14 protein-coding genes are annotated in these 15589 nt (G+C 70.2%); 8 read left to right on the forward strand and 6 right to left on the reverse strand.

Going from position 1 to position 15589, the window contains the following annotated elements; all coding sequences use genetic code 11:
- Positions 1-33 precede the first annotated feature (33 nt).
- The 3 genes from AC5I49_RS01650 to AC5I49_RS01660 are packed head-to-tail and all read left to right on the forward strand — an operon-like array spanning position 34 to position 3186.
- Positions 34-1014 (forward strand): ABC transporter permease, encoded by a 981-nt coding sequence (locus AC5I49_RS01650; RefSeq protein ID WP_495788734.1) that lies wholly within the window; start codon positions 34-36, stop codon positions 1012-1014.
- Positions 1015-1062: 48 nt separating this feature from the next.
- Positions 1063-2184, forward strand: coding sequence for an alcohol dehydrogenase catalytic domain-containing protein (locus tag AC5I49_RS01655; protein WP_046987526.1), 1122 nt, complete (start codon positions 1063-1065; stop codon positions 2182-2184).
- Positions 2185-2229: 45 nt separating this feature from the next.
- Positions 2230-3186, forward strand: a complete 957-nt coding sequence (locus AC5I49_RS01660; protein ID WP_012206377.1) for a sugar-binding transcriptional regulator — start codon at positions 2230-2232, stop codon at positions 3184-3186.
- A gap of 35 nt (positions 3187-3221) precedes the next feature.
- On the opposite strand, the gene AC5I49_RS01665 is transcribed toward AC5I49_RS01660, so the two are convergent.
- The 3 genes from AC5I49_RS01665 to AC5I49_RS01675 all read right to left on the reverse strand — a co-directional run bounded on the left by AC5I49_RS01665 (position 3222) and on the right by AC5I49_RS01675 (position 5598).
- Positions 3222-3869, reverse strand: coding sequence for a LysE family translocator (locus AC5I49_RS01665; RefSeq protein ID WP_250439291.1), 648 nt, complete (start codon positions 3867-3869; stop codon positions 3222-3224).
- A gap of 106 nt (positions 3870-3975) precedes the next feature.
- A complete protein-coding gene (locus AC5I49_RS01670) occupies positions 3976-4647 on the reverse strand; it encodes a glutathione S-transferase (RefSeq protein WP_016453271.1) in 672 nt (223 codons plus the stop codon).
- Between the two features lie 93 nt (positions 4648-4740).
- On the reverse strand, positions 4741-5598 hold the full coding sequence (locus AC5I49_RS01675; protein WP_012206374.1) for a LysR family transcriptional regulator: 858 nt from the start codon (positions 5596-5598) through the stop codon (positions 4741-4743).
- 109 nt (positions 5599-5707) lie between these two features.
- On the opposite strand from AC5I49_RS01675, the gene bla reads away from it, so the two are divergent.
- Complete coding sequence (bla, locus tag AC5I49_RS01680) at positions 5708-6619, forward strand: class A beta-lactamase (protein ID WP_012206373.1); 912 nt, start codon at positions 5708-5710, stop codon at positions 6617-6619.
- A gap of 172 nt (positions 6620-6791) precedes the next feature.
- Here bla and argA read toward each other — a convergent pair whose 3' ends face one another.
- A complete protein-coding gene (gene argA, locus AC5I49_RS01685) occupies positions 6792-8138 on the reverse strand; it encodes an amino-acid N-acetyltransferase (RefSeq protein ID WP_012206372.1) in 1347 nt (448 codons plus the stop codon).
- Between the two features lie 283 nt (positions 8139-8421).
- On the opposite strand from argA, the gene AC5I49_RS01690 reads away from it, so the two are divergent.
- The 4 genes from AC5I49_RS01690 to AC5I49_RS01705 are packed head-to-tail and all read left to right on the forward strand — an operon-like array spanning position 8422 to position 13282.
- Positions 8422-9873 carry a TolC family protein gene (locus AC5I49_RS01690; protein ID WP_495788735.1) on the forward strand — a complete coding sequence of 484 codons (1452 nt, stop codon included), beginning with the start codon at positions 8422-8424 and terminating at the stop codon, positions 9871-9873.
- Positions 9870-10919, forward strand: a complete 1050-nt coding sequence (locus AC5I49_RS01695; protein ID WP_016448246.1) for an HlyD family secretion protein — start codon at positions 9870-9872, stop codon at positions 10917-10919. The genes AC5I49_RS01690 and AC5I49_RS01695 overlap by 4 nt, the downstream gene beginning before the upstream one ends.
- 13 nt (positions 10920-10932) lie before the next feature.
- The gene (locus AC5I49_RS01700) at positions 10933-12147 is read left to right on the forward strand and encodes an ABC transporter permease (RefSeq protein WP_495788736.1); all 1215 of its coding nucleotides are present in this window, start codon (positions 10933-10935) and stop codon (positions 12145-12147) included.
- A 1-nt stretch (position 12148) separates the two neighbouring features.
- The gene (locus AC5I49_RS01705) at positions 12149-13282 is read left to right on the forward strand and encodes an ABC transporter permease (protein WP_495788737.1); all 1134 of its coding nucleotides are present in this window, start codon (positions 12149-12151) and stop codon (positions 13280-13282) included.
- A gap of 12 nt (positions 13283-13294) precedes the next feature.
- Here the strand turns inward: AC5I49_RS01705 and AC5I49_RS01710 are convergent, their stop codons facing one another.
- Positions 13295-14500, reverse strand: a complete 1206-nt coding sequence (locus tag AC5I49_RS01710; RefSeq protein WP_016448243.1) for an MFS transporter — start codon at positions 14498-14500, stop codon at positions 13295-13297.
- Between the two features lie 51 nt (positions 14501-14551).
- Entirely contained in the window at positions 14552-15550 is a 999-nt protein-coding gene (locus AC5I49_RS01715) for a LysR family transcriptional regulator (RefSeq protein WP_495788738.1), read from the reverse strand.
- Positions 15551-15589: the final 39 nt, after the last annotated feature.

The following is a 15589-nucleotide window of genomic DNA, read 5'->3' on the forward strand; positions in this document are numbered from 1 at the left end:
CACGCCTTTCTTCCATCAACGCGGGAGTCCTCCATGACGAATCTTCAAGCCGCATCTTCGCCGCCGCTCTTGGGGCGGCGCGCGCTGGACCTGCGCAGCCTGCGCGAGCGCTACGGCGTGGTCATCGCGCTGGTTGCACTGTGCGCGGCGCTGGCGCTGGCCAACCCCCATTTCATGACCTGGGGCAACTGGGCCGACATCCTGCGCCAGACCTCCATCAACGGCATCCTGGCCATCGGCATGACGTGCGTTGTGCTGACGGCGGGCATCGACCTGTCGGTGGGCGCCATTCTGGCGCTGGCCGGCATGGTGGGCGCCTGGCTGGCGGCCGATGGCCAGGGGCTGGCGGTGAGCGTGGGCGCCGGGCTGGGCGTGGGCATGCTGCTGGGCGGCGTCAACGGCCTGCTGGTGGCCTGGTTCGCGGTGCCGCCCTTCGTGGCCACGCTGGGCATGCTCAGTGCGGCGCGCGGCCTGACCTACATCTACAACGACGGCATGCCGGTGTCCGAGCTGCCCGAGGGCTTTCTTGCCATCGGCGCCGGCCAGCTGGGCCCCGTGCCCATGCCCATCGTGATCTTTGCCGTTGCCGTCGCGGTGTTCGCCTTCGTGCTGCGCTACACCGTGTATGGCCGCTACATCTACGCCGTGGGCGGCAACCTGCGCAGCGCCAAGACCAGCGGCATCAACACCCGCGCCATCGTGCTGCTGGTCTATGTGGTCAGCGGCCTGCTCGCGGGGCTGGCCGGCATTTTGCTGGCGTCGCGCACCACGGCGGCGCTGCCGCAGGCCGGCGTGTCCTACGAGCTGGACGCCATCGCGGCCGTGGTGATCGGCGGCACCAGCCTGTCGGGCGGCACGGGCAGCCTGGGCGGCACGGTCGTCGGCGCCCTGCTCATCGGCGTGATCAACAACGGGCTGAACCTGCTGGGCGTGTCCTCGTACTACCAGCAGCTGATCAAGGGCGTGATCATCGTCGGCGCCGTGCTGCTCGACAGTTCGCGCCGCAGGGCATGAAGCGCTGCGCCCACGTCCTGTCCACCATCTGCAACCCGGGAGAGTTCCATGCAAAACACCCTGCCTGACGCCGCCGATACGAACATGCTGGCCGTGGTATGCCACGGCCCCAGGGATTACCGGCTCGAACGCGTCGCGCGTCCGCAGGCCGGGCCGCGCGAGCTGGTCATCCGCGTGGCTTCCTGCGGCATTTGCGCGGGCGACTGCAAATGCTGGGCTGGCGCGCCGCGCTTCTGGGGAGATCCGGAAAAAGGCCGCCCCGCCTATGTGCGCCCGCCGGTGATCGCGGGCCACGAGTTCTGGGGCCATGTGGTGCAGGTGGGCGAGGGCGCGCAGGAGCACCACGGCGTGCAGCTGGGTGACCGGGTGATCGCCGAGCAGATCGTGCCCTGCCATGCCTGCCGCTATTGCAAGACCGGCTTTCGCTGGATGTGCGAGGTGCACGATGTCTACGGCTTCCAGGGCCAGGTGGCCGATGGCGGCATGGCCGAGTACATGCGCCTGTCCGCCCGCGCCGTGGTGCACCGGATTCCCGAGAGCGTGGCCTTCGAGGATGCGGCCATCACCGAGCCGCTGTCCTGCGCCATCCATGCCGTCAACCGCGGCGACATCCAGCTCGATGATGTGGTGGTCATCGCCGGCGCGGGCACGCTGGGCCTGCTCATGGCCCAGGTGGCGCGCCTGAAGACGCCGCGCAGGCTGGTGGTCATGGACCTGTCGGACCAGCGCCTGGCGCTGGCACGCCGCTGCGGCGCCGACGTGACCATCAACCCCGCGCGCGAGGATGCCCGCGCCATCGTGCGTGCGCTGACCGACGGCTATGGCTGCGATGTGTACATAGAGACCACGGGCGCGCCCTCGGGCGTGACGCAGGGGCTGGACCTGGTGCGCAAGCTCGGCCGCTTCGTGGAGTTCAGCGTCTTCGGGCGCGAGACCACGGTGGACTGGTCCATCATCGGCGAGGAAAAGGAGCTGGACCTGCGCGGCGCCCACCTCAGCGCCCATTGCTACCCCATTGCCATCGACCTGCTGGCGCGCGGGCTGGTCACCTCCGAGGGCATCGTCACCCACCGCTATGCGCTGTCGGAGTGGGAGAGCGCCATCCGGGTGGCCGATTCCATGGACTCGGTCAAGGTCCTGCTGCTGCCCCACGCTGGCGAGGCCCGGTGAGCGGCGCTACACTGCGCGCCTTTCCCGGCACCCTTGGAGGCACCCTTGACTGAAAGCGACCTGACGCGACTGGCGACCCTGTACTACGTCGATGGATGCACGCAGGACCAACTGTCCAAGGAGTTCGGCATCTCGCGCGCCACCGTCGGGCGGCTGCTGCGCCGCGCGCAGGAAGAGGGCATTGTCGAGATCCGCGTGCGGCCGCATTCGCTGGTGTCCGCCGACCTGGAGCGGCAGCTGACCGAGCGCTTTCACATCAAGCGCGCACTGATCGCGGTGGACCACAAGGATGCCGACCGGCAGCGCGAACTGCTGGCAGGCCTGGTGGCCAGCGAGCTGGAGCGCATCCTGGTCGATGGCTCCATCGTGGCCGTGGGCATGGGGCGCAACGTGTCCTCGGTCTCCGAGCACGCCCTGTCCGCCACACGGCGGGAGTGCCACTTCGTCAGCGCCATCGGCGGCTCCTACCGTGGCGGGGAGGCGATGAACGCCGACCACATCGCGCGCCGCCTGGCCGCGCGTTTTGGCGGCAAGTCCGAATCGCTCTATGCGCCGGCCCTGGTGGGCGATCCGCAACTGCGCAAGGCGCTGCTGGACAACGACACCGTCAGGCACACCCTGGACAAGGCGCGCCGCGCCGACATCGCCCTCATCGGCGTGGGCGATGTCAGCGTGGACAGCAACATGGCCCGCATGGGCTGGTTTTCCGCGCAGGAGATCTCGGATGCCCGCCGCGCGGGCACGGTGGGCGACATGATGGGCTACGACTTCATCGACATCCACGGCCAGCCGGCCGCAACCCCCATGCAGGACCGCGTCATCGGCCTGAGCCGCGAGGACCTGCTGCGCATACCCAACGTCATCGCCGTGGCGGCCGAATCCAGCAAGGTCACGGCCATCCTGGGAGCCCTGCGCACCGGCGCCATCGACACGCTGGCCACCACCACGGCCAACGCGGCGGCCGTGCTGCAGCTGGACGATGTCATGGGGACGACGCGCTGACGCAGCGGGGGAGGCGCGGCTCTTGGGCGGCGCGCCTAGTTCGACGCGCGGCGGTAGAAGGCCAGCGAGCCTGCCAGCGCCAGCAGCATGCCGCCGCACAGGCGGTCCAGCCACATCACGGCCCGCCCGCGCAGCAGCCGCGCCGCGCGTGATCCGGCGAAGGCATAGGCCAGCATCACCAGGAAATCGATGAGCGCGAACACCAGCGCAATGGCGATGTACTGCGGCGCCTGGGCGGCCGCCGGGTCGATGAACTGGGGCAGCAGGGCCGAGCAGAACAGGTAGCCCTTGGGATTGGTCACGGCGACCAGGAACGACTTGAGCAGCACGGTGCGGGCGCTGTAGCCGTCGGCGCCGGCCTCTGCCTTGCCGCCACCCTGGGGTGCCGACAGCGATCCGCCCTGGCTGCGCAGCATGCGCAGGCCCAGCCAGGCCAGGTAGGCCGCTCCCGCCCACTTGACCACCGAGAACCAGAACTCCGAGGCTGCCAGCAGGGCGCCCAGGCCCAGCGCGACCGCGCCGACCAGCACGAAGTCCGACAGCACGGCGCCCAGCATGCCCGGCAGGGCGCGGCGCACGCCGTGGCGCGAGCCATTGGCCAGGGCCAGCAGCACGGTGGGACCGGGGGTGATGATCGCGATCAGCGCGACCAGGGAGAAGACGAGCAGGGTGGCGAGGGTCATGTCGGCGAAGGCTCATGCGGTTGGCAACAGCCTGCCACTGTGCCAGCTTTGCCTGCCTTGCGCAGCCCCTGCCGACCCGGGGCAGGGCACACGGGGCGGGCAGGCGTCAGTCGCTGCCCACGCCGCCGGCGGCAAAGACCGGGCCGCGCGTGCCGGGCACCCAGCCCGGGTAGGTTTCCATCACTTCGGCGAACAGGGCCGAGTCGATCCAGCGCTGCAGCCAGGCCTGCAGGTGCGGCCAGGGCTGCTCGTTCCATTGCGACTCGTCGATGCGCGCGTACTGGCGCACGAAGGGGCGCAGGGCCATGTCGGCCAGGCTGGGGTTCTGGCCGAACAGGTAGCCGGTGGCCTCCAGCTGGTCGTCCAGCTCGGCCAGCCAGGTCAGGGCATCGGCCTGGGCGTGGTTGACCTCTTCGGCCGTATAGCGCTCGGGGTACTTGCAGCGGTCCAGGGCGTGCTTGAAAAAGCCGTCGTTGCGCTCGATCAGCGCCAGCATGTCCTGCAGCGAGCCGCTGGTCGGTGCCAGCCAGCCATCCGGGTCATTGGCGCGCAGCGCGTGCAGCATGACATCCAGGCTCTGCTCGATCACGCGGCCGTCCTCCAGCACCAGCACGGGCACCGTGCCCTTGGGCGATGCATCGAGCAGCGCCTGCGGCTTGTTGCGCAGGTTGATTTCGCGCAGCTCGCAGGCCAGGCCGGCATGGGCCAGCGCCAGGCGGGCGCGGATGGCGTAGGGGCAGCGGCGAAACGAGTAGAGAACCGGCAGGGTCTGGGTCATGGAGCGGGGACGGGGCTATGGGCCAAAAGCGGCAGATGATAGCGCCGGGGCCAAAGTCGGGCGGCCTGCGGGTCTTGCCGCGGGCGTCCGTGGCTATTGCAGCTGCGCCAGCAGCCATTGCCTGAAGGTCTTGAGCGCCGCGCTGGGTGCGCGCGAGCGCAGGTGGGTCAGCCAGTAGGCGCCCGTGTCCACCTCCTGCTCGAAGGGGCGCACCAGCCGGCCCTGCTGCAGCAGGTGCTGGAACATGCGCGCCGGCAGCAGGGCCACGCCTGCGCCCTGGGCGGCCGCTTCGGCCAGCGTCAGCGAGGAGTCGAACATGGCCCCGCGCGCCAGCGGCGCGCTCTGGTCCAGCGTGGCAAACCAGCTCTCCCACTCCTGCAGGCGGTACGAGCGCAGCAGCGTCTGCCCGGCCAGGTCGGCCGGCTGGCGCAGGCGCTGGGCCAGGGCCGGGGTGCACATGGGCGTCAGCGGCGCGCGCAGCAGCAGCTCGGCGCGCGTGCCCTGCCAGGCGCCGTCGCCGAAGCGCACGGCCGCATCCAGCCCTTCGCCGGCCAGGTCCACGCGGTTGTTGTGCGTGAGCAGTCGCAGGTCGATGTAGGGGTGCTGCTGCTGGAACTGGCCCAGCCTGGGAATCAGCCAACCGATGGCGAAGGTGCCGACCACGCCCACGGTGAGGACCTCGCGCGGGCGCGGTTCGGCCACCTGCTGCAGCGAATGCTCTATGCGCGCAAAGCTCTCGGCCACGGCAGGCCACAGCGCATGGCCCTCGTCGGTCAGCGCCAGGCCGCGCGGCAGGCGCCGGAACAGCGGCTTGCCCAGGCGCTCCTCCAGGTTGCGGATGTGCTGGCTGACGGCGGCCTGGGTCACGCACAGCTCGTCGGCCGCCCGCGTCAGGTTGAGATGGCGCGCGGCCGCATCGAACATGCGCAGGGCATTGAGGGGCAGTTGCATGGTGAGCCAATAGTTTTTCTAAGGGATGCTGCCAATTATTCACGCTGGTCGCAGATTGGGCGCGGCGCTATCGTTGCGGTTGTCGATCTGCAACTGAAAAGGAAAAACAATGCAAAGACGCGATTTTCTGATGACGGGCGGCGCGGCCGCCTGGATGGCGGCCGGGCTGGCCGGCTGCGCCCTGCCATCAAAAAAACAGGGGGCTGCCGACCAGGCCTTCAGGACCGAGCTGGCGCGCATCGAGAAAAGTGTGGGCGGGCGGCTCGGCGTGGCCGTGCTGGAGGCGGAGTCGGGCGCCAGCGTGGACCACCGCGGCGACGAGCGCTTTGTCATGTGCAGCACCTTCAAGCTGCTGCTGGCCGCCCAGGTGCTGGACCGCGTGCAGCAGGGCGATGAGCGCCTGTCGCGCCGCGTGCACTACGCCAGCTCCCGGCTGGTTCCCTACTCGCCGGCCAGCGGCCCGCGTGCCGGTGATGGCGGCGGCATGACCATCTCCGAGCTGTGCGAGGCCGCCGTGGTGCTCAGCGACAACACGGCCGCCAACCTGCTGCTGGACGCCAGCGGCGGCCCGCAGGCGCTGACGCAGTGGCTGCGCGCCAGCGGCGACGAGACCACGCGCCTGGACCGCATGGAGCCCGAGCTCAACGAAGGCCTGCCCGGCGACGAGCGCGACACCACCACGCCCCTGGCCATGGTGCAAAGCATGCAGCGCCTGCTGCTGGGATCGGTGCTGGACGGCCATGGCCGCGCCCTGCTGCAGCAGTGGCTGGTGGCCAGCCGCACGGGCGACAAGCGCCTGCGCGCGGGCATGCCGGCCGGCTGGCGCGTGGGTGGAAAGACGGGCACCGGCGATCGCGGCACGGCCAACGATGCCGTCATCGCCTGGCCCACGCCGCAAAGCGCACCGCTGCTGGTGACGGGCTACCTCACCGAATGCCCGGCCGACGCGCCGCAGCGCGATGCGGCGCTGGCAGCGGCCGGCAAGGCGGCCGCACGCTGGCAGGCAGCAGTGCAAGGCTGAGTTGCGCCACCATGTCGCTTGATTTGGGCGATTTCAAAAAAATTGGCGCGGCCTGAAGACGAGAGACACCGAGGAAGGGCCTGGGCCGGCCGCGCCGCCCCCGCACCGAGGGTGTCGCCGGCCGCCCGTATGCCCCCCTCGTGAGGGGGAAGGCGCACAGCGCGTCAGGGGGTTACAGCTTCTTGACCAGGACCTGACTTTTGCGGTCCCAGTTGTACTTGGCCTTGCGCGCCTCGGGCAGCCAGTCGGGGTCCACGGGCTGGAAGCCGCGCTTGATGAACCAGTGCATGGTGCGCGTGGTCAGCACGAACAGGCTGTCCAGGCCCTGGGCCTTGGCGCGCTGCTCTATGCGCTTGAGCAGCTTCTCGCCGTCGCCCGTGCCCTGGCTCTTGGGCGAGACGGTGACGGCCGCCATCTCGGCCGTCCTGGCGCTGGGATAGGGGTAGAGCGCGGCGCAGCCGAAGATCACGCCATCGTGTTCGATGATGGTGTAGTGGGCGATGTCGCGCTCGATCTCGGTGCGGCTGCGCTTGACCAGGGTGCCGTCCTTCTCGAAGGGCTCGATCAGCTGGATGATGCCGGCCACGTCGTCGGGCGTGGCCTCGCGCAGCTCTTCCAGCTTCTCGTCGATGATCATGGTGCCGATGCCATCGTGCACATAGATCTCCAGCAGCAGCGCGCCGTCGATGGCGAAGGGCAGGATGTGGCTGCGCTCCACGCCGTGCTCGCAGGCATGCACGCAGTGCTGCAGGTAAAAGCCCGTGTCCGTGGGCTGCTCGGGCGTGGGCAGCTCGGCCAGCATGCGGCGGGCCGTGGCCAGCGGCAGCTCGGTGTCGATGGGGTTGGTCTCATCGGCCGGGCCCGTGGGGTCCATGCGGATGCCCGGCACCTCGGTCATGAAGATCAGCTTGTCGGCCTTCAGCTCGATGGCCACGCGCGTGGCCACCTCTTCCATGCTCAGGTTGAAGGCCTCGCCGGTGGGCGAGAAGCCGAAGGGCGACATCAGCACCATGGCATCCATGTCCAGGGCGCTGCGGATGCCGCTGACATCGACCTTGCGCACCAGGCCCGAATGCTTGAAATCCACGCCGTCCACGATGCCCACGGGCCGCGCCGTGAGGAAGTTGCCCGAGATCACCCGCACCCGCGCGCCGGCCATGGGCGTGTTGGGCAGGCCCTGGCTGAAGGCGGCCTCGATCTCATAGCGCAGCTGGCCGGCGGCTTCCTGGGCGCAGTCCAGCGCCACGGAGTCGGTGATGCGCACGCCGCGCGAGTACTGGGCCTCATGGCCCTTGGCGGCAAGCTGTTCGTTGACCTGGGGACGGAAGCCATGGACCAGCACGATCTTCACGCCCATGGCCTGGATCATGGCCAGGTCCTGGACGATGGAGCTGAGCTTGCCCGATGCGATGGCCTCGCCCGTCAGTCCCACCACAAAGGTCTGGTGTCGGAACTTGTGGATATAGGGAGCCACGGACCGGAACCAGGGGACGAAGGTGAAGTTGAAGACGGTGGACATGGTGGTCAGTCGGGGCATCGGGCCGATGCCGGGCAGAAAAAAAAGGCCTGCGGACAGGTCCGCCAGGACATGCTCGCGCAGGCAGGCGCCAGTGTAGCGGCATGGCGCGGCACCTGCGCACAGAAATGGGATGGAACGCCAGGCAAATCGACCCTGCTGCACAGTGCCGGGGGCACAAGGCACAGGACCTTGTCCGACGGTAGCCCGCCTGCAAGCCCGTGTAAGCTTCGCCACCATCGGTGAACCACGCAAGGCGCCCCCATTCATGCCATTGAGCGCTTCCATGTTTTTTCCGTTGCTAGCGCGGCCCGCGCGCCTTGCGCCGTGGCTGGCGGCGCTGGGCATGGTCGCAGGGGCGGCCCAGGCTGCAGGGGAGGCTCCGGCCTCCCAGGCCGCCGCCGCGATGAGCTTCGTGCAGGCCCGCCAGGCGCTGCTGCAGGGCTCCGACCAACTGGCCGCCTCGGCCAAGGCCGTGGAAAGCGCGCGGCTCAGACGCCAGGGTACGCAGGGGCTGGGCGGGCCTTCCGTGGCCATCACGGGCCTGGGCTACCGCTACTCGGCCAATGCCGACATCGATCTCGATCCTGCGCGGCGCACCCTGGACGGCGTCCTCGGCCAGCTGCCGCCCTCGGTGGGGCCGGCCATTCCCTCGCTGCCGCAACTGCCCACCTCCTATGCCTTGCAGCGCAAGAGCACGAATGCCTCGGCCAGCCTGTCCCTGGTCTGGCCGCTGTACCTGGGCGGCCTGTCCGATGCGGTGCGCAGTGGCCTGGACGCTGCCACCGACGAAGCCCTGGCCGATGCCGCCAGCAGCAGCCACGCCCTGCATTCGCTGCTGGTGCAGCGCTACTTCGGCGCCCAGCTGGCCGAGCGGGCCGCACGGCTGCGCGAGCGTGCGCTTGAGGGCGTGCGCGTGCATGACGCGGCCGCGCAAAGCATGCTCAAGGCGGGCGTGATCTCCCGGCTGGAGCGCCTGCAGGCCCGTGCCGCGCTGGCCGACGCCGAGCAGCAGGCGCGCAAATCGCGCGACGACGCAGACCTGGCCGCAGCGGCGCTGGCGCGCACGGTCAAGGCGCAGCGGCAGGTGCTGCCCAGCACGCCGCTGTTCGTCAGCAGCCGGCCCTTGCCGCCGCTGGACGGCTTCGTCACCGCGGCCCAGTCGCACCATCCGGGTCTGGACAAGGTGCAGGCCAAGAAGCGCCAGGCCGAGTCGCTGCACGATGCCCAGGAGGCGCTGCGCCGGCCGCAGCTGCTGGCCTTCGGTTCGCGCGAGGTCAATACCAGCGGCAAGCCCAACTGGGTGGCTGGCGTGGCCGTGCGCTGGACGCTGTGGGACAGCATCGACCGCGATGCGCTGGCCGCCTCCTCGCAGCGCAAGATCGAGCAGGCCGAGCTGACCCAAGCCCAGGCGCTCAGCGACATCGCGCTGCTGGTCGAAAAGAACTGGCTGGGCGTGGAGCAGGCACGCCGCCAGTACCAGGCCCGGCAGGCCCAGGAGGATCTTGCGCGCGAGCTGCTGCGGCTGCGCGAGGCCGGCCTGCGGGAAGGCACCAGCACCACGCTGGACCTGATCGATGCCAGCCTCAATCTCGCCAAGGTCCAGACCCAGCGTGCCGAACTGGCCAACCAGTATGTGCAGGCCCTGGCCGCACTGCTGGAGAGCACGGGCCAGAGCGAGGAATTCGACCGATTCATGGCCCAGGCCGACATACAGATCCCACCCGACGCACCATGAGCACAGCCACGCCCGACCATCCCCGCAGCGCCACCGAAGCACCCGGCCCCGCGCCCGTGCCGCCGGGGCGCAGGCGCCCCTGGCTGGCCCTGGCCATCGTGCTGGCCGTGCTGCTGCTCGTGGCCTGGGGCTTTTGGCGTGCGGCGCAGCCCGCCCCCCTGTATTTCCAGGGCCAGATGGAGGCACGCGAGACCGACATCGCGCCCAAGGTCACGGCGCGCATCGCCAAGGTGCGGGTCACCGAAGGCCAGAAGATCCAGCCCGGCGATCTGCTGGTGGAGATGGACAGCCCCGAGGTGCGCGCCAAGCTGGCCCAGGCCGAGGCCGCGCGCGATGCCGCCCAGGCCCAGGCCGACAAGGCGCAGGCCGGCGCACGCCCGCAGGAAGTGCAGATGGCGCGCCTGAACTGGCAGCGCGCCCAGACGGCCGCCGACCTGGCCCAGACCTCGCTGCGCCGCGTGCAAAGCCTGTTCGACCAGGGACTGGTTGCGGCCCAGAAGCGCGATGAAGCCGATGCCAACTGGCGCGCCTCGCGCGACCAGGCGCTGGCTGCGCGCGCGCAATATGAAATGGCGGCTTCGGGCGCGCGCCAGGAGGATCGCAGCGCTGCCCAGGCCCAGGCACGCCAGGTGCAGGGCGTGGTCGCCGAGGTGGAGGCCGCGCGTGCCGAGACCGAGCTGCGCAGCCCCGTGGGCGGCGAGGTGGTCCAGGTGCTGGCCCGCCAGGGCGAGCTGTCCCCGCAGGGCGTGGCCGTGGTCACCGTGGTGGATCTGGCCGACCAGTGGGTGGTGCTCAATGTGCGCGAGGACCAGCTTGCACGCTTTGCCCAGGGCAGCCGCTTCACCGGCCGTCTGCCGGGCCTGGACAACCGCGAGGCCGGCTTCGAGGTCTACTACCTGGGTGTGCTGCCCGACTTCGCCACCTGGCGCGCCACGCGTGCGGGCCAGGGCTTCGATGCGCGCACCTTCGAGGTCCGCGCGCGGCCGCAGCAGCCCATTGCGGGCGCGCGGCCCGGCATGAGCGTGGTCGTGGAAGGCGGCCGTTGAGCGGCCGGCGGCAGTGAGCGCGAATCCGCCCACGGCCTTTGCCGCCAGCCTGCGGCGCGAATGGCGTCTGCTGCGCGGGCGGCCCTGGGACCTGGCCATGGTCAGCTGGGTGCCGCTGCTGGCGCTGCTGCTCATGGTCTGGATCTTCTCGGCAGGCCTGGTCCAGCGCCTGCCCGTCGCCGTCTGGGACCAGGACCACAGCGCCCTGTCGCGCCAGCTGGTGCGCATGCTGGATGCCACGCCGGGCCTGGCCGTGCAGTCGCAGGCGCTCAATGCCTCGGAGGCGCAATGGGCGCTGCAGTCCATGAATGCCTACGCCGTGGTGCAGATCCCGCCCGGCTTTGCGCGCGACATCAAGCGGGGCCAGGGGGCCGACGTGGTGCTCATGCACAACGCCCAGCTGGCCACGCATTCCAGCCTGATCCAGCGCGACCTGCGCCAGGTGGTGGGAACGCTGTCGGCCGCCGTGGAAATGCAGGCCCGTGCCAAGCGCGGCGACCCGGCCCAGGCGCTGCGCGTGCGCATGGAGCCCATACGCACCAACCTGGTGTCGCTGTTCAACATCTCCACCAACTACGAGCAGTTCCTGGCGGCGGCGCTGATTCCCGCGCTGCTGCACATCCTGGGCATGACGGCCGGCGCCTGGTCCGTGGGGCGCGAGCTGCGCGACCGCACGCTGGGCCAGTGGATGGCCGAGGCTGCGGGCCCGGCAAAGCCCGGCTGGAGCGCCATTGCGGACGCCTTGGCGGGCAAGCTGGCGCTGTCCTGGGCCAGCCTGGGCCTGGGCGGTACGCTGGCCATGCTGTGGCTCACGGCCGGACGGGGCTGGCATCCGGGGCAGGGCGCTGCCAGCCTGGCCTGGGTGGCGCTGGCCCTGCTGCTGCTGATCGCCGTGAGCCTGGCGGCGGGGGCGCTGCTGGCGGCGCTCACGCTGTCGCTGCGCACGGCGCTGTCGGGCGCGGGCCTGCTGTCGGCGCCGGCCTTTGCGTTCAGCGGCGTGGGCTTTCCGCTGCTGGCCATGCCGGATTCGGCGCGTGCCTGGGCCCTGTCCATGCCCTATACCCACTATGCGCGGCTGCAGATAGAGCAGCTGCAGATGGGCGCGCCCATCGTGCAGAGCCTGCCCGTGGTGGCCGGGCTATTGCTGGCCGCGCTGGTGTCGCTGCTGCTGGCCACGGCAGGCCTGGCGCGCGGCCTTTCCCGCCCCGACAAATGGGGAGGGCGCTGAGATGGCCAGGGGCTTTGCGCAAGACTTCATCAGCGCCCTGCGTGCCGTGTTCGGCGACGTGGGCGTGCTCATGCTGCTGGTGGGCGCACCCGTGCTCTACGGCTTCTTCTATCCCTGGTTCTATGGGCAGGAGGTGGTGCAGCGCGTGCCCGTGGCCGTGGTGCAGCACGACGGCAGCGGCCTGGCACGCCAGATGCTGCGCTTTGCCCAGGCCAGCCCGCGCATCGAAGTCGCTCTGGTCACGGGCGACGAGGCCCAGGCGCAGCAGGCCCTGCTGGATGGCCGCGTCATGGGCTACGCGCTGCTGCCGCGCGACCTCAAGCGCCGCGTGGTGCGCAGCGAAGAGGCCGTGGTCCCCGTCTATGCCAACGGTGCCTACCCGCTGGCCGCCAAGCAGGTGCAGTACGGCTTTGCCGAGGCCTTCGGCACGGTCTCGGCAGGCGTGGAGCTGCGGCGGCTGACGGCCGGCGGACAGAGCGCATTGCAGGCCCAGGCCAGCCGCTCGCCCGTCAACCTGCAGATGCAGGCCCTGTTCAATCCGACGGAAGGCTACGGCAGCTTCGTCGTCGCCGCCGTGGCCATCATCATCCTGCAGCAGACGCTGCTCATGGGCGGCGCGCTGCTGGTGGGAACCTGGCGCGAGCAGGGATTGGACAGGGCGCCGGCACGCACCTGGCTGGCGCGGCTGCTGGCGCTGTGCACGCTGGGCTGGCTCTCGGGCCTGTACTACTTCGGCTGGATCTTCGTCTGGCACGACTATCCACGCGGCGGCAATCCCTGGGGCGCGCTGGCGCTGCTGGCCGTCTTCGTCCCGGCTGTGGCGGGAGCGGCGGCGCTGCTGGGCTGGTGGCTGGCCAACCGCGAGCGCGCCATGCAGGTGGTGCTGTTCACCTCCATCCCGCTGGCCTTCGTCGGCGGCTTCAGCTGGCCGGCCGAAGCCCTGCCGCAACTGCTGCAGGCGCTGCGCTGGCTGTCGCCCAGCACGGCCGCCATCCAGGCCTCGCTGCGACTGAACCAGGCAGGCGCCCCGCTGGAGGCGGCGCTATGGCATCTGTCCGTGCTGCTGGCCCTGGCGCTGCTGGGCTGGGTGGCCGTGCTCTGGCTGGGCAGCCGCCGTGCAGACCCTGGCGATTGACCGCTCGGGGCTTCAGGCCGGCGCGCCCGCGCCGCGACCCCGTCCCTGCATGGCCAGCATCAGCAGCACCACGCCCACGATGGGCAGCAGCCAGGTGTTGATGCCGTCCCAGCCGGCCGTGTGCAGCAGCTGGCCCGAGCCGAACGAGGCCACGGCCACGGTGCCGAAGACCAGGAAGTCATTGAGGGCCTGCACCTTGGCGCGCTCTGCGGGCCGGTAGCACTCGGTGACCATGGCCGTGGCGCCGATGAAGCCGAAGTTCCAGCCCACGCCCAGCAGCACCAGGGAGCCCCAGAAGTGCAGCAACTCCAGCCCCATCAGCGCCATCAGGGCCGAGGCCGCGATCATCACCAGCCCCAGCGCCGTGATGCGGCGCTTTCCAAAGCGCGCGATCAGCCGGCCCGTGAAGAAGCTGGGCGCGAACATGGCCAGCACATGCCACTGGATGCCCAGCGCCGCCTCGCCCACCGTGTGGCCGCAGCCCACCATGGCCATGGGCGCGGCCGTCATCAGAAAGGCCATGAGACCGTAGCTGACCACGCCGGCCGAGGCCGCCACGATGAACTGCGGCGTGCGCGCAATCTCGGCCAGCGGCCGGGCCTCGCCCGCCACGGCGCGGGCCTGGGGCGGCGGCAGCTTCAGGCCCAGCAGCAGCGGCAGGGCCAGCAGGGCGAGCACGGCCTGGCTGTAGAAGCTGCCTGCGAACGGCGTCATGGGCAGGGCGTCGCGCGTCCAGATCACCACCTGCGGGCCGATGATGGCCGCAATCAGCCCGCCGATCATCACGCGCGAGATGGCGCGCGCCTGCTCGGCGGGGTCGGTCATGGCGTCGGTGGCCGCGAAGCGGTAGCTCTGCACGCAGGCCGCGTAAAAGCCCGCCAGCGCCGTGCCGATGCAGAAGGTCACGAAATCGGAGTGCGCAATGCCCTGGGCGGCGATCACGCCCGAGACCACGCCCAGGATGGCTCCCAGCACATAGGCCGTGCGCCGCCCCATGCGCTGCATCAGCCAGGCCGCAGGCAGCGTGGACAGCGCCAGGCCCAGCTGGTAGATGCTGACCGGCAGCGTGGTGGCCGTGGGATTGGTGGACAGCTGCTGGCCGACCAGGCCGCCCAGCGAAATGATGATGGGCGGCGACGCGCCCCCCAGCGATTGCGCGGCCACGAGCAGGCCGAGGTTGCGGCGCTGCAGCGCTGGAGTGTGTTGTTCTGGTGTCATGGCTTGTGCGGCGGAAAGACCGCATCTTCACCGAAAAGCATGAGGGCTGGGTTAAGCGTTGCTCCGCGTGCCAGCCCTGTCCAGGCGCTGCTGGAGCAGGGATTTGCTGTACGCCTCCTGGAAGATCTGGTGGATCAGCTCCCTGAACCATTTGTGCCCCGCGTCATGGTCGTTGCGCGGATGCCAGACGGCGTCGATGGACAGGGCCAGCTCGGGCAGGGGCATGGGGCGCGCCACGCAGTTGGAGCCGGACAGCACGCTGTGCATCCAGTGCGCGGGCATGGCGGCCACCAGGTCGGTGGATTCGATGACGGGCACCATGCCCAGCCAGGTGGGCACCTGGAACATCACGCGCCGCGCCAGCCCGCGCTCGGCCAGGAGTTCGTCCACGATGCTGCTGCCCACGCCCGTGACCTTCAGGTGGCCCTGCTCCAGGTATTTTTCCAGCGTGAGCGGGGAGGCGGCGGCCGGATGGTCCTTGCGCATCAGCACCATCCACTGGTCGTCCAGTAGGCGCCGTGACGCCGACAGCACCGAGCGCCCGCGCGAGACGGACAGCCGTATCTCCACGCCTTCGTACTCGACACGGTCCGAGGGCTGGCGGCCGTCGAAGGACTGCACCGACAGGCTGATGCCCGGCGCCACGGCGCGCAGATGGATGCACAGCTGCGGCAGCAGCAGCACGCCCACGTAGTCGGACAGGCGCAGATGGAAGTTGCGCCGCGCCGTGGCGGGGTCGAAGGCGCCGCTGACTTCGATGGCGCTTTCGATCTCGCTGAAGGCCTTGCGGAAGCTGCGCGCCAGGCGCACGGCCTCGGGCGTGGGCGCCATGCCTTCGGCCGTGCGCAGCAGCAGCGGGTCCTTGAACTGCGTGCGCAGCCGGCGCAGCGCATGGCTGACGGCTGAGGAGGTGATGCCCAGCCGCGCGGCGGCCTTGCCCACGCTGCGCTCTTCCACCAGGGCCTCGAAGATCACCAGCAGGTTGAGGTCGATGCTGCGCAGGTTGACCGGGGCCCGGGGCGTGCCGTCTGCATGTTGAATGCTGTTCATTTTGATGATGACAAAGATGAGCTTGACTGAATTTTACGT

It is taken from the genome of Delftia sp. (genome assembly GCF_059499305.1).